Source organism: SAR324 cluster bacterium (assembly GCA_015232315.1).
Lineage (GTDB): Bacteria > SAR324 > SAR324 > SAR324 > NAC60-12 > JADFZZ01.
In genome coordinates, this window is record JADFZZ010000001.1 from 16,466 (window position 1) to 35,259 (window position 18,794).

An 18,794-nucleotide genomic window follows, 5' to 3' on the forward strand; every position below is an offset into this window, starting at 1 on the left:
CTCCGTCAGCCTTCATTTCTTGTCCATACCGAATCATCCTTTCTAAAAAAGGTGTTTATGAAATCGTTATTCCGTTGTTTATTTTTGGCGGGAATCCTGTTGTTGGGCTGGTCCTTTTCCGCAATGGCGCTGTTTCCTCAACAGGGATTTGGAACGTTGCAGGTCAAGAATCCTGGTGTCAAAGTCATTCGGGACGGCAAAGAGCAGATGGTTGGTTCCCTGGGACTGGCACTGATGAAAAAAGATGTCATCCAGACCGATGACAAAGGCAAAGCACAGATAGCACTGAACACTGGTGATGCCATCTTTGTGGGTCCAGTCACTCGCTTGATTGTGGATGAATCTCTCACAAATCAGGGATCATCAAGCGGTGTTCGTCATATCGTTTTATCCGTGTGGGGCAAAATCAGATCGCAGGTCAAACCGGATCCTAAAAAGAAATTCGAAATATTAACGACAACGGCCACAATCGGCATCAAAGGAACAGACTTTATTGTTGAAAACGTGGATGATGTGACCACAGTCGGCACGCTCAACGGGCTGGTTATGCTGTCTTCCCAGAAAAATCAGAATTCTGTGGATATTCCACCTGGAAAAATGTCATCGGTTTCTCCGCTCGGGGAGGTGATGCCGCTGACAGAGTTTGCGGGACGGTTGATGCAGGACATGGAATTTGCCGGAGCAAAAATGAAAGAAGAAGAATCCTCCGGAGCAAAAATCCGGTTGTGATTTTAAGGAAACGCACAGCTCAAATCTTGTCAGATTTAATTATGGAGAAAGGTATGTTACGTCAAAAGTTATTGGCTTCACTGCTGTTGGGCATTTCATTCTGGATGCTGGCTGGTTGTGAAACTCCGTTGTCCCAGTTTGAAGTGCAACGTCCCGCACGGGTCAGTGTGCCCCGTCAGGTGACCAAAGTGTTCATCAAACGCGCCCAAATCAAGGATATCAACGATGAATTGAAACTCAAGGAACAGGTACTACAGCATCTGGCGGCCCAGCTCAATAGTTTTGGCCGGTTTGAGGTTCAGGTTGTCGATGATATTGATGAAAGTAAAATTGACCGCGAAAAAGAAACGATCGGTATCATTCAGGGGGAAATCATCAGCGGAGGTGAGGTCGATCGAGGCCAGTTCACAGAAACCGCCATGTGCAAGGGCGGAATCGCCGGTCGGTTGATCGCCGCGGGTTCCGCCGCCGCTACAGATGCGGCGATCACCCTCGACAGCCATGCGTTTGTCTGTAAAACAGGAGGAATCAAAACGGCGTTGGTGGAAGGCGCGACCACACAGTTGCTCGCAATGGCCATGAAAACAACCAAACCACCCGAGGATGAGGTGGTTCGAGCTTACAACTACAAGAACATTTCTTTGTTTGCCCAGGCTTCCTTCAGTTTTTCCATCATCGGACAAACCAGGGAGACACTGGCAATCAGGGCGGATGCCGCCAGTTTCGGACGTCATGCCATTGATAAAAACAGTTATCGTAATGTGACAGAAGGACGTCCGCATCCACTGGTTCGGGCATCCATTCAAGTGTTCAAATTACCCACATTTCCAATCACGATCCGTCCTGCGGGTGTGGTGATAGACAGCATTCCCAAAGATGACTATTATGCCAATCCTCAATTGCCTGTGCCTTCTGTCAGAGATATTGATCCACAGGAAAAACAGGAAGTGATCAAACAACTGGTGGCAGAATCAGTCCAACCTTTTATTCAAACCATTTCGCCTTATCGCATTAAAATTCAAACGGAAATCGCATCCGGTGGTAAAGCCGAAGTTCAGGAACTCCTGAAGAAAGGGCAATGGAAAACGGCACGGGAACGTATTGAAACATTGTCTCAAAATGATCGGACACCACCAGACTGGTATAATCTGGGTCTCGCTTATGAAGGCAATGCTATTGTGGTGGAAGATTATGAAGACGCACGCCGTTTTTATATTGAAGCGCTCAATCGTGATCCCGGCAACAAACTGTATGCCATGAGTATTGGCCGCATGGCGCAACGACTTTCGGAAGCAAGAAAACTCAGACAACAGACTCAGTGAACAGTTTAAGTCCGTTTGTTTAAAACAATAAACATACCGAAGCCCTGGATTGGGACGTCGACTTTAATTCAAAAAAGGAAGTTTATGAAAACACTGCGCGGAAAACAACACAGAGCCCTACTTATTTCAGGGTTAGTGCTCCTCATGATCCTGGCGGGTTGTGCCAAGGCAAAGCTCAGGGTGCTGACACCCGCTGAAATCAACACAGTCAATATCCAAACAGTCGCTGTGGGTAGTTTTCAGATTGGCGGTATTCGTGAAAAATTCAAATCCGAAAGAAATGGCGGATGGATCACGCATGAAATTGCACTGACAGCCGCTGAAAAACAGGCCATCAGTCGGGCTGTGAGATCCAGAGTCATCAATCTGTTGACCACAACACCGTATTTCAAAGTCAGTTTTTCCGATGAATTCGCCTCAATGGAAAATGACACAGCCTTGCAACAACTTGTTTCCACTAAAGGTTATAAAACCCAGGATATTGACGCTGTGATCAACGGTAAAATCTGGCTCGATATCGAACGAACCGATGGAGCAGACATCAACAAGGTTGAGCTGTCCTATATTGAGCCTTCACAAGATCCTGAACGCCAGATGGATCTGGGGGTGGAACAATTGATCTGGTGGCCGTATAAATCGGAACGGGGAACTCTGGCTCTTGAAATCAAACTCACCCGCTTGAATCCGACAGAAGTCGTGGCTGTTACTTTTGATACCCGAAGTTACGCACACCGGATTGGTGGTATTCCCGCAGGCTTACTGGACCAGGCTTCAGGTGCGCTTTCCATGATGGGTGGTGCGGCGTCAGCGGATGCCGACAAAACAAAAAAGATTGAATCCGCGGATGAGGTTCTGCCTTCGTTTGACCAGATGGTTGCGGACCTTTCGATGTCTATTGCCGCCGCTTTTGTGAAAAAAATCGCTGTCACCGAAAAAGTCGTCAGCTATCCCATTGCGACAGGAGGCGATGCCAACACAAAGGTGCTGATTGAAGCAGGGGCTTATGATCTGGCCATTGAAAAATTACAAAATATTACCGCGACTGAACCTCTGGGTGATGATCTTTATAATCTGGGGTTATGTTTTGAAGCCAAGGGTGATTTTGGACTCGCCCTCAATTTTTATAGAGATGCCTTCAAACAGGATTCCACAAATCTGCTTTACGCACAGGGAATTGGACGGCTTGAGCGGCTTCAGCGAGAATATCCGGCGTTAAGAAAACAGCTTCGTTAATTTTTTCACATCATTGAGGTACCCATGAATCACAATCGATTTATTGTATATTTTTTTCTGCTGTTGATCGTCGGACTTTCCGCTTGCGCGCCTCAGGTGACGTATCAGGTGAAGCGTCCTCCGGCATATCCTGTAGAAAACATTGAATTTGTGGCAGTCGACTCTTTTGCCGCGCAAGATGGCCAGATTGCTCTGCCCAAACCCGTCAAAAATGTGAATGACAAGGATCTGCTCAAACCTGTGATCAATGAATTTGTGTCTGACACGGCTCAGGCGGGAATGGCTGGCGATTTGGCACGAGCCAATCTGGTTTCTGGATTATCGACTTATTCGCCTTACAGGATCATCAATACAACGGGTGAGCAGAACGCGTTCACGGGCGTTTTACCTGATGCGTCAAAAACAGCCTTGATCCGTGCGAAAGTAAAATATTCTGAGACCATTTTTGAAAGAAATGAAAAATTGAAATATGTATTGGTGATCCATAACCGGAAGGATCTGGCCTCACAACTGATGTCCATTGGCTTGGCAGCCGGTGCTCATGCGGCCGGTGCCGGTTTTGAGGAACCAACGCCTTATGTGGAAATTGTCGGTGCTATGGAAGTTGAATTTGAACTGTTGCGTCAAAGCGATCTTACCCCCTTGTTGCCCAATCAAACGCTCAGGGCCTATTACGTCAGAAAGTGGGGTGGGGAGAGCGGAACATCGCATGTTCCTGAAACACTGAGAAACACCATTGTGCAAGAATACCAGGGGGATGAGGCCGCCTTGAGCAGTTTGCTGTCTGACGTGGATAAAGCCCGTCTGGCACTGGATGATCCGGATGAATATCTAGCCAAAGGTTATGGCTTAAAAAGAAATTTTAATGTACCGCTCACACCACTTGATGTCAAAGTCAGGCTGGCTCGTCAGGTGACTCAAAAATATCTGAAAATGATCAGTTCTTATGAGGAACCCGCCAATCTGACTGTGATGGGTGGTGATGATGTTGCCGCAACCCTGATTAAAGGCAACGCTTATGAAGAGGCCATTGTCCGGTTGCAGGGATTGCCCGGTCAAACTTTTGAAAATACCTATAATCTGGCTCTGGCTTATGAAGCGTCAGGACAATTCAGTCTTGCCCGCCAGACTTATGAAGACGCCTTGCGCATGAATCCGGGAGATGCTTCTGTCAAGGAAGCTATGAATCGTCTGAAAAACTCTGTTACACGATAAATTACGATGGCTGCAAATATTCTTGTTACTGGCGCGACAGGGTTCATTGGTTCTCATCTGGTGCGACAACTGGTAGCTACAGGCCAGTCTGTGCGGGTGCTGGTTCGTAATCCTGAAAAACTCAAGGATGTGGAACTGGAACCATCTCCTTTGCTGGAAATCGCCAAGGGGGATCTGCTGGATCCGGAATCTATTGAACAGGCCCTGAAGGGGATCAGCAGGGTTTACCATATCGCAGGTTACATTTCGACCCGCAAACAGGATGTCGCTCAGGTTTATAAACTGAATGTGGATATCACCCGAAATCTGTTTTCAGTCTGTGCCCGGCATAAACTCGAAAAAATTGTTTATCTGGCAAGTATTTTTGCGCTTGGTGGAAATTCAATCATGCCAGTGGATGAAACCACGGAATACAACCTCGGACATTTCCCGATTGGATATTTCAAAGCCAAACGGGAAGCGGAGCTATACGCTTGGAGCTGTGTCAGCGAGGGCCTTCCGCTCACCTTTGTCTATCCGGGATTTTGTTATGGCCCCGGCGATGTTTATAACTCAAGTTCAGAAGCTTTATTGATGTTTCTGCACCGCCGGTTGCCGGTTTATCTGACAGGTGGCGCCAATGCCATGGATGTGCGGGATGCCGCACAGGGATTGATTCTGGGAATGGAAAAAGGACGAATTGGCGAAAAATATCTGGTTGGAGGAAGAAACATTTCCAACAGTGATCTGTTTGATCTGTTTTCTCAAATCACCCGTATTCCCGGACCCAAACTGGCAGTTCCCCGATTTGCCGGGCAGTGGGCCGGTAAACTGGCTGAAAAATTGATGAAGAATCCGCTGGTTGATTTTGAAGGCGCGACCGTCATGGGGCACTACTGGTATTATGATTCCTCCAAAGCCCGCAAAGAACTTGGGTTCACCTCCCGTGATCTGCGTGAATCCATCACAGATGCCATCCACTGGTTCTGCTCCTGCAAAATGGCTCCCTGGCCACCCGGTTGGAAACGAAGCTGATCACGAACCGTCGCTATAACACAACTCAGTTTTATTCCCTTCAATCATACGCTTTGTGGAACTGGCGGGGCCTGTAATCCCCGCCTACCATCCGGTTGACGCTCAAAATCAGAAGAAGTAAGGCGAAAACCGGAAAAGAATATACCGGAACGGTAGCCCCGGGTTACGTCCCGGGGAAGGCGACAAACCGTGGAATTGCATCGGGACGTAACCCAATGCTACCGTCTCGAAATAATATGTTACAGCAACAATTCTGGTATGTTTATTTCCGGCGATCGCCTAGCCCTAGTCAAACAGGGCCATTAAGGGGCAGGAATCAATGAGAGTGATGTTTGGCATGGATTTTTTCCCGGATTATTTTTTTGCTTTGCCCGGAAAGATGACCTTGGCCGCTTCCGTATTTACCAAAAAATTCTTTGCCGATTTCCCATGAAATAGTCGGGACCCGTTTGGTGACATGCTGCAGGGAAATCACAACGTTGGAGGATGTCATGGGGTTTCTTGAAACAGGGTTAAGGATATGGTCGAAAAACGAATTAATCCAGAAGTTGGGAGAAAACTTTGCTGAATTCATGCAATGTCACAGGCTTGTGCAGTAACCCGCGAAATCCAATGGCCAGCAGTTCCTGTTCCGACAGTGTTTCCAGATAGCCGGTCATAATGACAATGGGCAGATCGGGATGTTTGGGAATCAAGGTTTTGGCCAGATCAAGTCCGCTCATGTGAGGCATCGCATAATCCAGAAGCAACAGATCCACCCGCGATTCAGGTTGCTTCAAATAATCAATCACAGACTGACTATCACTGAAGAGTGTCACCTGATAACCCAGGCGCTCCAGAGCCAGTCGATACCATTGCCGGAGTTGGGGTTCATCATCAAGGATCACCAGGTGTTCGTGTCCTGAACGTATAAACGTTGCCTCTGCGTTTTGTCCTGTCACGGACTCAACCACAGGAAAAAACAAATCAAAGGTTGTGCCCTGGTCCGGGATACTACGCACCTGAATGGCTCCCTGATGTTTTTTTACAATGCCATAAACCACGGAAAGTCCCAGTCCTGTTCCTTTCCCGACGGGTTTTGTTGTAAAAAAAGGTTCAAAGATTCTTTCTTGAATATGGGCAGGCATTCCACATCCTGTATCACGGATGGTTAGTTGCAGATAATCGCCTGCGGTTAAGTTGAGGAGCCTGGCCTCATGGGCCGTCAGATGACTTTTGAGCAAACTCACGGTCACGACACCTTCCCTGCCTTCCAGTGCATGGAACGCATTGGTGCATAAATTCATCAGGATTTGATAAATCTGGGTAGGGTCGGCCAGAATCATGGGCAGATTCGCGTCAATCTGACGTTCAACCCGGATCATTGGGGGCAAGGTTGATTTTAACATTTCGAGAGCTTCCTTCACAATCGCGTGAATATGGACAGGATGAAAGCTCTGCTCAGACACACGACTAAAAGTCAGGATCTGCTTGATCAACCGGGCGCCTCTTAAGCCTGCCTGCATGAGGATATCACAATAAGCCATGCTACGATTTTCTGTGGGCAATTCTTCCTGCAGAAGTTGAGTATAGCCCAGAATGATGTTTAAAATATTGTTAAAATCATGAGCGATCCCACCGGCCAGTGTGCCAATGGCTTCCATTTTCTGGGCATGACGCAACTGGGTTTCCAGCAGTTCCTTGTCATCCACCAGTTGATTGTGAAAGTTGAGTTCCTGCCGCAATTGTTCATGGGTCTGTTTCAGTGACTGATTCTGTTGGACAATATGTTTTCCGAGCAATTCAGACTGATGCCTCAACAATTTTTTCTGCTGATCCATTTCGACAAAAACAGAAACCTTGGCTTTCAAAATCTCAGGAGGCAGAGGTTTGATCAGATAATCCACCGCGCCCAATTCATAGCCCTTGAACACATGGACCATTTCATGATTGCTGGCAGTCACGAAGATGAGCGGGATATGGCGGGTTCGTTTGATGGAACGCAAAATTTCCGCGGCTTCAATGCCATCCATGTCCGGCATCTGGACATCCATCAGAATCAGCGCGATGTCATGCTTGACGCTCAGTTTCAACGCTTCATCACCCGACTGAGCCTTGAGGATCTGAAGATTGAGACCTGCGAGTATGTCCTCGAACGCCAGCAGATTTTTGGGATTATCATCAACAATAAGAATGGTAGAAGGTGTCAAAATGTTCCTTAAAATTATGAAAGTTTACGATAAACACGTTCTTCTTCAGCAACGCATTCAAAATTATTTTCATAGTCTGAAAAACGAAGGGTTTCCCTGGTTCCCAGTCCGAGAAAACCACGGTCACACAAACTTCTGTGAAACAGGCCCAACGCGCGGTTTTGCAAATCATCATCGAAATAAATCATCACATTGCGGCATAAAATCAAATGCATTTCGTTGAACACTTCATCGGTTGCCAAATGGTGCATGGCAAACACGATGTTGGTTTTTAAGGAGGAATCCATGGCCATTCCGGTTTTTTCCGCATGATAATAATCGGAAAAAGCACCTGTTCCTCCGGCTTGATGGTAGTTTTCGGTATATTTTCTGATTCGTTTGGCGGCGTAATGTCCTTCTCTCGCTTTTTGTATCAGAGCGGAATTCATGTCGGTCGCATAAATTTTTGCCCGCTCATAAAGACCTTCCTCTTTGAGTAAGATTGCCATGGAATAGGCTTCCTCACCGGTCGCGCAACCTGCAATCCAGATGCGGATGAACGGATAGGTGCTCAAAAAAGGCAGGATTTCCTTCCTCAACACCTGAAAAAATTCAGGATCACGAAACATTTCCGTGACATCAATGGACAGATCCCTGAGGATCGTTTTGAAACAGGATTCATCCTCCAGCACAGGATGCACCAGCTCCGCGATATGGGATAACTTCATGATGGCCAGGCGGTGTGCGATACGCCGATGCAGAGAACTGCGCGCGTATTTTCTGAAGTCGTAGCCATACCGGCGAAAGATCGCTTCGAGCAATAAATCGAGTTCAATTTCCCGAATTTCTTTTTCCATTATTGCAACCAAACCCTGAGCAAGGAGATGAGTTTATTGAAATCAACCGGTTTGGTCATGTAATCATTCGCACCAGCGTCAATACATTTTTTACGATCTTCTTTCATCGCTTTGGCTGTAAGCGCGATGATGGGCAGATTCGTGAAACGCTCCTCCTGACGAATTTTTTTAATGGTTTCATACCCGTCAATACCAGGCAACATGATATCCATCAGCACCAGATCTATCCGTGGATTTCCATGGAGCATCTGCAACGCTTTATGTCCATCAAAGGCCTGCAATACTTCCAGGCCGTTTTCTTCCAGACGACTGCTCATCGCAAACGAGTTACGCGGGTCATCATCCACCAGCAGAACTTTTTTTAAATTCAGGTCTTCATTGGAGGAATAAAATTTCCGGATCATATTCTGCTGTGGTCCGGGCAGACTCGCTTCAGCCTGATGCAGAAACAGGGTGAGTTCCGCCAGCAATCTTTCCAGGGATTTTGTCCCTTTGATAATAATTTGCCGTGCATACTGACGCAGGCGGATTTCGTCATCCTGTGAGATCATTTCACCCGTATAAACAATGACAGGAGGCAACGCCCGTTCTGACTGTTGCTGAATCAGTTCCAGAAATTCCAGTCCGCTCATATCCTTGAGTTGAATGTCCATGATGATGCAGTCGAACCGTTGCTGTTTAAGCAATTCCAGGGCCTTGTTGCCTGTCGTAGCCACAAAGGCATCCGCCTCGGTAAAGCTCGCAAGTTCCATCATGGCATCTCTCAGTTCCTGTTTATCTTCAGCAATCAACACCTTTTTCTGCTTCGGAATCCTTGAGTTTTCAAGGCTTTGGAACAACTCATGGAACTTGTCCGGAGTGACAGGTTTTTTGACAAAACCGATGGCTCCCATTTGCATTCCTTTCATCCCCTGATCTTCTGAGGAAATAAAATGCACGGGGATGTGACGTGTCTCCGGTGAACGTGTGAGTTCATCCATCACATTCCAGCCGTCCATTTGAGGCAGTTCCACATCCAGAATGATGGCATGCGGCAGATACTGACGAGCTATTTTGATCCCCTGGCGGCCATCTCCGGCATGAATGAGTTTGATATTCCGTTCATGCGCGATCTCAAGCGCGGAAAGGGCAAAGCGGACATCATCCTCGATCAGTAAAAACACCTGACTGTCCGGAAAAAGCTGGTCCCGATCATCCTGAAAGGACATTGAAGCCGGATGATTTTCTTTTTCCGGAATTGCGGGTTTTGTGGCAGGAGGTTCTGATGTTGCCGGTTGTTCTGATACCTTCGCCGCCAACAACTGTTGTTTGACAGAATTGTCAGGGACAGGAGTCGGCAGACTCGTTGAAACAGGAAGCGAATGCGGGATATACAAGGTAAAGGTGCTTCCCTTGCCCTGCTCACTTTCCAGTTCGATCCTTCCTCCCAGCATATCTGCCAGTTTTTGGCAAATATACAGTCCCAGACCTGTGCCACCGTATTTTCGGTTGGTAGCCCCGTTTTCCTGTTGAAACGCTTCAAATACAAGCTCTTGCTTGTTTTGGGCAATGCCGATCCCTGTGTCAATCACCGCAAAGGCCAGGTATTCATTATCAGGAAATGTGGGTTGATACAGATGAACAGTGATCGAACCATGCTGTGTGAACTTGAGGGCATTCGATATGAAATTTTTAAGAATCTGCTCGAGTTTTGTATGATCCGTTTGAAGCGTCCGGAGTGCCTCCTGTTCCGCGTGTATCTGAAAAAGCAGTCCTTTTTTGGCAATGGCAGGTTGAAAGACGCGCTGGATATATGCCAGAACAGATTCCATTCGGACGTCTTCCATATGCAATGTCATCTTGCCGGCTTCAATTTTTGACAAATCCAGAATGTCATTGATGAGTGTCAGCAAATCCATCCCGCTTTCATGAATCATGTGCGCAAACTGCACCTGTTTTTCATTCAGATTGCCTTCTTTATTCCGCGAAAGACTGTCTGCCAGCAACAACAGGCTATTGAGCGGTGTGCGCAATTCATGGGACATGTTCGCCAGAAATTCAGATTTGTAACGGTTGCTGATTTCAAGGGCGGTGGCTTTTTCCTCCAGCGTTTGTTGGGTTTCTTCCAACACCCGGTTTTTCTGTTCAATCATTTTATGCTGTTGTTCCATTTCATGAGATCGTTCTTCCAGTTCCTGATTGGTTACCCTGAGTTCTTCCTGCTGTTGCTGTAGTTCTTTTTCTGACTTTTTGAGAGCATCCGTCTGATTCATCAACTCTTCATTGACTTGTGACAATTCTTCCTGTTGCCTTTGTAATTCCTCTGTTTGTCGTTGAGAAGTTTCCAGCAGTTCCTTCATTTTCATGCGTGATTGCGCCGAATGGAGCGCAATCGCTATGTTTTCCTGCGTCTGATTCATGAATTCAAGATGCTGTGGTGTGAATTCATGCAAGGAACCCAGTTCAATCACACCTTCCAATTTTTTTTCCAGCAGAATAGGCACAATCAGCAGGCTTCCCGGAGTCACTGCGCCGGTGCCAGAGGAAACAGGCCGGTAATCCGCCGGCACATCCTTGATCAACAGAGTGGTTTTCTGGAGAGCCGCTTGTCCAAGCAACGTTTGACCGGGCAAAAGTCGTTCAGGATAGGGCTGTTGTACCGGTTGCGCATAATGGGATTTGAGGACCAGAGTTTGATCTTTGTCCAATATATAAAATGCCCCTGTCTGGGCATTCAGATAAGCCGTTAGAAAATTCAGGATGTTCTGGCTCAGTGTTTTCAGAGAAAGCTCTCCACGCATCACATCACTCAGTTTGCCATAACCTTCGCGAAACCAGTTTTGCCGTTGCGTCTCATGATGATATTGGCGCAAGGTCCGGGTCATGGTCATCAGGGCCAGGCCCAATTGATCATGCTCAGAGCGGGGTGTGAGTTCCACCGAATAGTTGCCTGACGCAATGGTCTGTGCCTGCTGAACCACCGCGACAAGACTGGCACGCATGGCATTGACCGCTTCGCCCATGGTGTCGGTATCGCTTCTCAACGCAATGGAACGTGAAAGATCTCCCTGAGCGATGGAAGAAGAAACTTCAGTGATTTGCCGGAAAGAGCCCACCACCTGTTGAAAACTGTGATACACGGTCCCGATTTCATTGTTTGGAACCTCATACGCTTCATCCGTCAACTCGCCTTTCGCGACCCGTTGTGCCCAGTTCGAGACATGAATCAATGGACGAGTGATCCAACGGGAAACCAGCCAGGTCAGGAGAAAGACACCTGTTAACGCAAAAAGCAGGATAAGCAACAGTGTGTTTCGTAACTGAGCAAGATCAGCAAAGGCCTCAGTCTGATCAATTTCAGCGATCAAATCCCAATGGACACCCAGGCTGAAAATTTCATCCGAATGCCGGAGGACTCCAATCACTGGAACACCGCGATAATCGTCATAGAGTCTTGTTTCAAACTGAAAATTTTCATGTTTCTCTTGCGACAGCCAATTCTTCCGTTTTATGTTGAGCAATGCGGAATTTACAGGCTGTCTAAGAACGGTTGGTTCGGTAGAAAGATGTGAATTGGAACGCATCAGTTGATCACCACCCACCAGATAGGCTTCACGGTGCGGCGCATGCTCATTATGCAGAATCTCATGGATACGCTCTTGAGGGAACCGAATGGCAAGCAAACCGGAAACTGTATCATTCTCCATGATTGGCGCAATCAGAAAACCGACCACTTTATCCTGTGCCGCGGGGTAAAATTCCAGGTCTGAAAGGCGGATTTGTCTGGTCAGCAGAACTTGCTGAATCGTCTGGCTGAAGTTGGTATTCTGATATGCTGTCTGAAACAGGTTGATGCCGAGATCAGCATCTTTCGCAACAGTAAATAAAATGTTTCCCCGGGCATCAAGCATCAAAATATCACTGATCTGATAAACGTCCTTGAAGCGTCTTAAGTCCTGACCATATTGATCAGACAAGGTCTTCCATGTCACACTTTGAACCCAGTCTTTCAAGGAAGATTGCGAATCGCTCCAGCTTGTTTTCAGAAGGCGGAAAAATTTCAAATTGTCAGTATGTTGTGATTCATAGTGAAGATCCTTGACACGCTGACGGAAAAACCGGTCAAGAGCTTCGACTTTGAGTTGTGCCTCCAGTTCCAGATTTTGGTGTGTGGTTTCGGTAATGTCACGGCGAGCCTGATAATAATTGAGTCCACTCAAGAGAAATAATGGTATGGTCGCAATGAACAGAAACCAGAAAAACAGGGTTCGCCTCAACGAAGCTGAACCTTTGCGGAAATTTAGGAAATTCTGTTTTTCCGGATCATTTTTTTTTGAAGAGGGATCATGGTCTGGCATAATAATTTTTTCATGGCGATTGAAAGTCACGGTTTTTTACCGAGTTCATGACACAAAGAACTGACATTGGGAAGACAGAAATATCAAGATTCATCTTTATTTAAGCCGACTCAGATCCCTACTGGATATCCTGTTCCGCTTGGTGTAGAATCGTTGACATTGAGGTTTCATCACAATAAACACGAATTATCACCATCAACCCCTGTGTGTGCCATGCTGAATCTATTCTCAAAATCAAACAAGTACCTGATCAGAAGTTTATTAACATTAATCTGGTTCCTGACGTCTCGTCAGGAACCGTTTCATAAGGCACCTCCGGTACCCTTCCAAGCCTCGTTGGCAAGCCACCGGAGGTGGGCTAAGGAGGGTTCCCCACCAGAGGTAGGAAACCAGAAAAAATGGTTAAAGATTGATGGACGGGCGCTTAACAGAACATTATTTCGAAAGACCGGCATGATTGGACTTCTGTTTTTCAGTCTGCTGGTCGGTTTTATTTCCGAAATTTCCGGGCAAGAGGCTGATCTGTTCGCGGACGATGACCAGCTCAACGCTCCCACTGCCGCAACCGTGTTGCCGGATTCAGTCAACATGATCTGGTCGGGGCTGTTTGACATGCGGGCTGTCTCTACCGGAAAAGCAATACCATGGCAGAAGGGAGGAACCAATCTGACACGCTATGGTGGCATTGACACCGATCATGATGGCACTGGCGACCGAGGTTCACTGGAATTTCAGGTGTCACAAGCCTCTCTGGTTGCCGAAGTTCTGGTTTCCGGCAAGGTTGGCGCCCACCTTCAGTTCAACTATGATGATCCTTATGATGGCTCTCAGTCCAATGGCCGGTTGGGTGTTGCGGAAGGGTATCTGCTCTATGAACGGAATCCGGGGGAACATCAACAACTCAAGGTCCGCATGGGCCGTTTGTTCCCGCCCATCTCACTGGAGCACCCCGGAACGGCCTGGAGTACCCGTTACAGCATCACCCCCTCAGCGTTGAACACATGGGTTGGTGAAGAGTTGAAACCTGCCGCTGTTGAAATGGCCTGGCGTTATGACTATGCGCCCTATTCGCATCTGGATATCACTCTTGCACCATTTTCCGGAAATGATCCCGCAGGTGAAATCCTTTCCTGGAGAGGCTGGGCACTGCACGATTATCAATCCACTGTCGGGGGGCGTCTTAAATTTTACAGCGAAACTCCTGCGACGATCTCTCCTCAAAATCAGTGGGGAGAACCCTTCAAGGAAATGGATGGCCGACTGGGAGTTTATGGAAAAATAGGCTGGACCCCTTCAGCGCAATGGCATTTCAACAGTTTTTATTTCAATTCGCTCAGTGATCCCAAGATCAAGGACACTAAAAATGAATATTCCTGGCAAACCGAATTCACCGTTGTTTCATTTCAGCTTCAACCCGTTTTGTCGCTGACTCTGCTGGGACAGGCGGCCTCTGGAAACACCTTCATGGGGAATCCTGAAAATCCCGGGGTGGATAATGATTTCAACACCTGGTATCTGATGGCCAGTTATGACTATGAGGCGCATCGAATCACGTTGCGTCATGATTCTTTTGCCGTCAAGGATCTCGATTCATACCCTTACGATGACAACAATTCTGAAGGAACAGCCAATACCGTGGCATATTTTTTCAGAGCTGGAGAGTTCTATCAGGTGGGGTTGGAATATCTGAATATCCAGAGTGAACGGTATTTGAGTCCGGATCTTACACAGGACCCGGAGGACACCCTGTATCAATTGATGCTCAGGATGGTGTTTTAATGTAGGGGCGACCGGCCGGTCGCCCCCCTGTTTATTTTTGCGACATCACCTGAACGCCCTGCCATGACGGTTCTGGTGGATGGCTCAGATAATTCTGACATTGCTCAACAAATCGATGTGAAGGTCCATCCTGAGGCGCACGTTTCAGACAATTCTTAAAACAATCAAGGGCGGCCTTGAACTGTTGTGTCCGGTATAGCTGAAGTCCTTCCTGAAACATCGCTAGCAGTTCTTTTTGCTCAGATTGGACGTCTTGTGTCATCCCCAGTAACTCATAAATTCTGAGCACATTGCTTTTTCCTTTGAGCACGGTCAAATCGAGTTCACGTACCAGAAATTCATCGATCGGCAGTGCTTTGAAAATATTCTCTGAAATGATGATTTGTGTTCCATAATATTTATTCAGCGATTCCAGACGGGCGGCAATGTTCACCGCGTCCCCGATCACGGTGTAATCCATACGGGATTCCGAGCCTACATTCCCCACAATCACTTCGCCGCTATGAATCCCAATCCTGGTGCTGAAGCCGGCTAAATGATCCGCCTGCTGGACAGGGAGCGGATCATGCCGTGCCTGTTGATTCAAGGCTGTAATGCAGGCGTTTCTCGCCTGATTCGGCACAACAAGCGGTGCTCCCCAGAAAGCCATGATGGCGTCGCCGATATATTTGTCAACAATACCGCCTTCCTTTTCGATCAGATTGGTCATGTGGGTCAGGTAGTTGTTCAGAAACAGAATCAACTGCTCAGGCGTCAGTTTTTCACTGATAGAAGTGAAATCGACAATATCCGAAAAATAAATCGTCACATCTTTTTTTTCACCACCCAGCGTGACATTGGATTTTAACAATTCATCCACCACAGACGATGAAACATATTTTTTGAAGGTGCGTTTGATGTGTTCTTTTTCTTTCAATCCCTGAACCATGGCATTGAATGTTTGCGCCAAATGCCCCAGTTCATCCTGTGATTCTACCACCAGATGCACGTCCAGATTGCCGTTTTTGACAGAGTCTGCGCCCTCTGAAAGAACTTTCACTGAACGGGTAACGCCCCGACTGATCAACAATGAGAAAAAAACACCTGTCAACACCGCCAGCACCCCGATCACATTCAAGAGATCTGACAACCGGGTAAAAAACCGCATTTCTTCTGTTTTTGAACGAAAAATCAGGATACTGCCAATCTTCTCCCGCATGCCATCTGTCACATGCGTGGCCAACACCAGAAAATCTTCATCCTGATGTTTAAATGCGTAGATCGCATCTTCCTGTTCCGGGTCCATACGGGAGGCAAGCTGTTCAAGAGCCTGGTCATAAGCCATGTTTGAACTGCCATACAGTTTTCCTGCCTGAAACACCGCGATTTCGGAGAGCGTGATTTTTTTGATCTGATTCAGGCTTTCAGTCAGATCCAGGCCAATAATCAACACCCCTGTGACATCATCGCCAAAGACCACCGGCTTCAAAAAAACTTCCACCAGTTTATATTCCTGAGCCGGTGTTCCCTCCGGCAAATATTGATAAACCGGGGAATCTTTGCCCCACCAGGTGAACAACTCATAGCCATGCAGTGCTGACTGCATCACCGGTAACGGGCTGAGATCTTTTTCAAGCAGATTTTTTGCGCCTTTCTGGTACAAAACTTTTCCTGCCCCATTGGTGATGATGAACACCGAACTTTGCTGAAACAACGCGATTTCCCGCACGATGTCTTCCATTTTTTGCGATATTTCTTCAGGGGTTTCCGAAAGCTGGACATCACCAAACAGATCATCGTCATTGTGGTTATATTCCGACAGACTGGCGCGTAATTGCGGGTTATTCCCGATCAGAGCCGATGTGGCATCTGAATAATACCGCAATTGGGTTCGACGGAATTCTTTGAGCACATTGGCTGTGATTCTGGTTTCTTCAATGATCTTGTTTTCGCTGGCCTGATGCAACCTGATATTGACTGAAATCACACTCACACCAACCGACAACACAATCAGTGTGGTGAAGGCCAGCACCAGTTTGTTACGCATGCTGTTCAATAAAAAACCCATGGACACCTATTGAATGGGGTGGTGAAAACAACGGTATTCAAAAATTTTGTAATGCTCCTCTTTCCCTTTTCCCTTTTTACATATTTCTGTAAAAAAATTTTCACATTGGCTCAAAATAACAATGTGATTACCAAAGCAATACCGGGTTCGATATTTTAATCAATGCCCAAGATTGACAACAAATCAATAAATGATTTATTCTTGGAATCCGAATGATGCCATGTTTTTCTTTGTTCTCACGCTCTTGATTGGGATGCGATCTGTGATTCATGCACCTGGCACCCCATTTGAAGGTATTTATGATGTATGAAACGGTTTTTGAAAAATTTGCGAAAAATAATCTTCGTTATGTGGTGATTGGTGGAATTGCGGTGAATTTTCATGGTTTTTCCCGTGCTACCAGCGACCTGGATATTTTGATGGTATTGAGTGATGAAGAGATTCGCAAATTCATCTCGATTGTCACTGAACTGGCATATTCTCCCAGACAACACATCGCATTATCCGATCTGCTGAATCCAGAAAAAAGACGAGAATGGATTGAAGAAAAAAACATGAAAGTGTTTTCTCTCATTCGTCACAACAACCCGATGGAAACAATTGATCTCATGATTCACTGCCCGCTAGAGTTTGAATCCATCTATGAACGTCGCTTGTTGATGCCCTTTCGTCAGATTGAGATCCCGGTTGCGAGCATACCGGATCTGATTGAATTGAAAAAATGGGCAGGACGGGAGCGGGACTTGATAGATATCAAGGCCTTAAAAAAAATTCAGGAGTTACAACATGACCCTTCCTGAACCTATGCGGCATACAGATTACGATGAGTTTGATATTGACCGGATGCGATATTTCATGTCGCTTTCTGTCGAGGAAAAATTGAGACATCTGGAACAACTGAATCTTCTCACCCGGACATTGATGCCCGAATCCAGTCAACGGATATGGGAACAATTACAGAAGGATGGTTTCTAATCTATTCCTAAATCAACGATAACAGAAAATTATGCAATCGGGGACGGAAGGTTTTCATCTGCGGGATGTTGCCTTCACGGCTCAAATGAACCCTGTTGGTCAGCACAATCAACACGACATGGGAAATCGGATCCATCCACAGGGATGTGCCTGTAAACCCTGTATGCCCAATGCTGCCGTCAGGAAAAAGTTCACCACAACTCCAGTATCCCCGCCCCGACTGCTTGACATCCCAACCTAAACCTCGTGGCAGTAATTGCTTCGAATTGTGATTGCGTAGCATTTGGGTCACCGTCCTTGATGACAGCACCCGTTGTCCCTCCAGTGTTCCTCCGTTCAACATCATTCGACAAAAACGGTGAAGATCTTCCGCTGTCGAAAACAGCCCTGCGTTTCCTCCTTCACCCTGAAAGATAAAAGCGTTTTCATCATGAACAACGCCTCTCAACAACTGTTTCCGCCAAGGACAATTTTCAGTTGGAGCGACAGACATCACGGAAAGTCCGTGAGTCACCGGATTGAACGCGGTGTGTCTCAACCTGAGAGGAACCGCGATATTTTTATGAAAAAATTCGGTCAACGACATCCCAGACAGTTGACAGATGATTTTTCTCAAAATGATGAATCCCAGACAACTGTAAATCATTCGGGTTCCTGTTGGGCAGGCGAGTGGAATTTTCATTAATTTATTCCACGCATCGTCTTCATCAGTCGCCTCAGCGAATAAATTTTCCCATGCGGGCAATCCCGATGTGTGTGTCAGCAAATGGCGCAATGTAATGAATTTGGTCTCGTCTCTTAAAAATTCCGGAATGAAGGCGCTTACAGGATCTTCAAGATCCAGTTGCCCATGTTCCAGCAGAATCATGCATGACAGTGCTGTTGCCACAGGTTTTGTGATAGACGCGATGTCAAATAATGTGTTGCTCTGAAGTGGGTCTTCTGACGTCCGATCCAGGGAACCCCAGGCATGATGCAGTAAAATGTCATCTCCCACAGCAAACAGGATTTCAATTCCGGGAAACACGCCGTTGCTGAATTGTTGGGCTACCAACTGGCTCAATTCATGATATTTCTGATCGCTAATCGTGTATGTCATCTTGGATTATGGCTTGAAG

At 46.8% G+C, this 18,794-nt stretch carries 14 protein-coding genes; 8 read left to right on the top strand and 6 right to left on the bottom strand.

Features of this window, described 5'->3' with window-relative positions; genetic code table 11:
* Positions 1 to 57: 57 nt before the first annotated feature.
* The 5 genes from HQM11_00070 to HQM11_00090 all read left to right on the top strand — a co-directional run bounded on the left by HQM11_00070 (position 58) and on the right by HQM11_00090 (position 5,513).
* Positions 58 to 729 carry a FecR domain-containing protein gene (locus tag HQM11_00070; protein MBF0349390.1) on the top strand — a complete coding sequence of 224 codons (672 nt, stop codon included), beginning with the start codon at positions 58 to 60 and terminating at the stop codon, positions 727 to 729.
* A gap of 53 nt (positions 730 to 782) precedes the next feature.
* Positions 783 to 2,051 (top strand): hypothetical protein, encoded by a 1,269-nt coding sequence (locus HQM11_00075; protein ID MBF0349391.1) that lies wholly within the window; start codon positions 783 to 785, stop codon positions 2,049 to 2,051.
* Positions 2,052 to 2,135: 84 nt separating this feature from the next.
* Entirely contained in the window at positions 2,136 to 3,284 is a 1,149-nt protein-coding gene (locus tag HQM11_00080) for a hypothetical protein (GenBank protein ID MBF0349392.1), read from the top strand.
* 24 nt (positions 3,285 to 3,308) lie between these two features.
* A complete protein-coding gene (locus HQM11_00085; GenBank protein ID MBF0349393.1) occupies positions 3,309 to 4,499 on the top strand; it encodes a tetratricopeptide repeat protein in 1,191 nt (396 codons plus the stop codon).
* A 6-nt stretch (positions 4,500 to 4,505) separates the two neighbouring features.
* Entirely contained in the window at positions 4,506 to 5,513 is a 1,008-nt protein-coding gene (locus HQM11_00090; GenBank protein ID MBF0349394.1) for an NAD-dependent epimerase/dehydratase family protein, read from the top strand.
* Positions 5,514 to 5,829: 316 nt separating this feature from the next.
* Here the strand turns inward: HQM11_00090 and HQM11_00095 are convergent, their stop codons facing one another.
* From HQM11_00095 to HQM11_00110, 4 genes are read right to left on the bottom strand one after another with little or no spacing between them, the layout of a single operon-like run.
* Positions 5,830 to 6,006 (bottom strand): hypothetical protein, encoded by a 177-nt coding sequence (locus tag HQM11_00095; protein MBF0349395.1) that lies wholly within the window; start codon positions 6,004 to 6,006, stop codon positions 5,830 to 5,832.
* A 43-nt stretch (positions 6,007 to 6,049) separates the two neighbouring features.
* Complete coding sequence (locus HQM11_00100; GenBank protein ID MBF0349396.1) at positions 6,050 to 7,702, bottom strand: response regulator; 1,653 nt, start codon at positions 7,700 to 7,702, stop codon at positions 6,050 to 6,052.
* Between the two features lie 14 nt (positions 7,703 to 7,716).
* Positions 7,717 to 8,541 (bottom strand): protein-glutamate O-methyltransferase CheR, encoded by an 825-nt coding sequence (locus tag HQM11_00105; GenBank protein MBF0349397.1) that lies wholly within the window; start codon positions 8,539 to 8,541, stop codon positions 7,717 to 7,719.
* Positions 8,538 to 12,875, bottom strand: coding sequence for a response regulator (locus HQM11_00110; protein MBF0349398.1), 4,338 nt, complete (start codon positions 12,873 to 12,875; stop codon positions 8,538 to 8,540). Before HQM11_00110 ends, HQM11_00105 begins: the two co-directional genes overlap by 4 nt.
* 453 nt (positions 12,876 to 13,328) lie before the next feature.
* On the opposite strand from HQM11_00110, the gene HQM11_00115 reads away from it, so the two are divergent.
* Positions 13,329 to 14,654, top strand: a complete 1,326-nt coding sequence (locus HQM11_00115) for a hypothetical protein (GenBank protein MBF0349399.1) — start codon at positions 13,329 to 13,331, stop codon at positions 14,652 to 14,654.
* A 31-nt stretch (positions 14,655 to 14,685) separates the two neighbouring features.
* Here HQM11_00115 and HQM11_00120 read toward each other — a convergent pair whose 3' ends face one another.
* Positions 14,686 to 16,701 carry a HAMP domain-containing protein gene (locus tag HQM11_00120; GenBank protein ID MBF0349400.1) on the bottom strand — a complete coding sequence of 672 codons (2,016 nt, stop codon included), beginning with the start codon at positions 16,699 to 16,701 and terminating at the stop codon, positions 14,686 to 14,688.
* Positions 16,702 to 17,000: 299 nt separating this feature from the next.
* On the opposite strand from HQM11_00120, the gene HQM11_00125 reads away from it, so the two are divergent.
* Positions 17,001 to 17,501 (top strand): hypothetical protein, encoded by a 501-nt coding sequence (locus tag HQM11_00125; protein MBF0349401.1) that lies wholly within the window; start codon positions 17,001 to 17,003, stop codon positions 17,499 to 17,501.
* Positions 17,488 to 17,676, top strand: coding sequence for a hypothetical protein (locus tag HQM11_00130; protein MBF0349402.1), 189 nt, complete (start codon positions 17,488 to 17,490; stop codon positions 17,674 to 17,676). The genes HQM11_00125 and HQM11_00130 overlap by 14 nt, the downstream gene beginning before the upstream one ends.
* Before the next feature lie 7 nt (positions 17,677 to 17,683).
* Here the strand turns inward: HQM11_00130 and HQM11_00135 are convergent, their stop codons facing one another.
* The gene (locus HQM11_00135) at positions 17,684 to 18,775 is read right to left on the bottom strand and encodes a beta-lactamase family protein (protein ID MBF0349403.1); all 1,092 of its coding nucleotides are present in this window, start codon (positions 18,773 to 18,775) and stop codon (positions 17,684 to 17,686) included.
* Positions 18,776 to 18,794: the final 19 nt, after the last annotated feature.

Bases quoted from the DNA above. Each gene is read 5' to 3' on its own strand.
- HQM11_00115 (MBF0349399.1), top strand. From the start codon at position 13,329: ATGATTGGACTTCTGTTTTTCAGTCTGCTGGTCGGTTTTATTTCCGAA.
- HQM11_00070 (MBF0349390.1), top strand. From the start codon at position 58: ATGAAATCGTTATTCCGTTGTTTATTTTTGGCGGGAATCCTGTTGTTG.
- HQM11_00130 (MBF0349402.1), top strand. From the start codon at position 17,488: ATGACCCTTCCTGAACCTATGCGGCATACAGATTACGATGAGTTTGAT.
- HQM11_00125 (MBF0349401.1), top strand. From the start codon at position 17,001: ATGATGTATGAAACGGTTTTTGAAAAATTTGCGAAAAATAATCTTCGT.
- HQM11_00095 (MBF0349395.1), bottom strand. From the start codon at position 6,006: ATGACATCCTCCAACGTTGTGATTTCCCTGCAGCATGTCACCAAACGG.
- HQM11_00090 (MBF0349394.1), top strand. From the start codon at position 4,506: ATGGCTGCAAATATTCTTGTTACTGGCGCGACAGGGTTCATTGGTTCT.
- HQM11_00075 (MBF0349391.1), top strand. From the start codon at position 783: ATGTTACGTCAAAAGTTATTGGCTTCACTGCTGTTGGGCATTTCATTC.
- HQM11_00110 (MBF0349398.1), bottom strand. From the start codon at position 12,875: ATGCCAGACCATGATCCCTCTTCAAAAAAAAATGATCCGGAAAAACAG.
- HQM11_00080 (MBF0349392.1), top strand. From the start codon at position 2,136: ATGAAAACACTGCGCGGAAAACAACACAGAGCCCTACTTATTTCAGGG.
- HQM11_00135 (MBF0349403.1), bottom strand. From the start codon at position 18,775: ATGACATACACGATTAGCGATCAGAAATATCATGAATTGAGCCAGTTG.
- HQM11_00120 (MBF0349400.1), bottom strand. From the start codon at position 16,701: ATGGGTTTTTTATTGAACAGCATGCGTAACAAACTGGTGCTGGCCTTC.
- HQM11_00085 (MBF0349393.1), top strand. From the start codon at position 3,309: ATGAATCACAATCGATTTATTGTATATTTTTTTCTGCTGTTGATCGTC.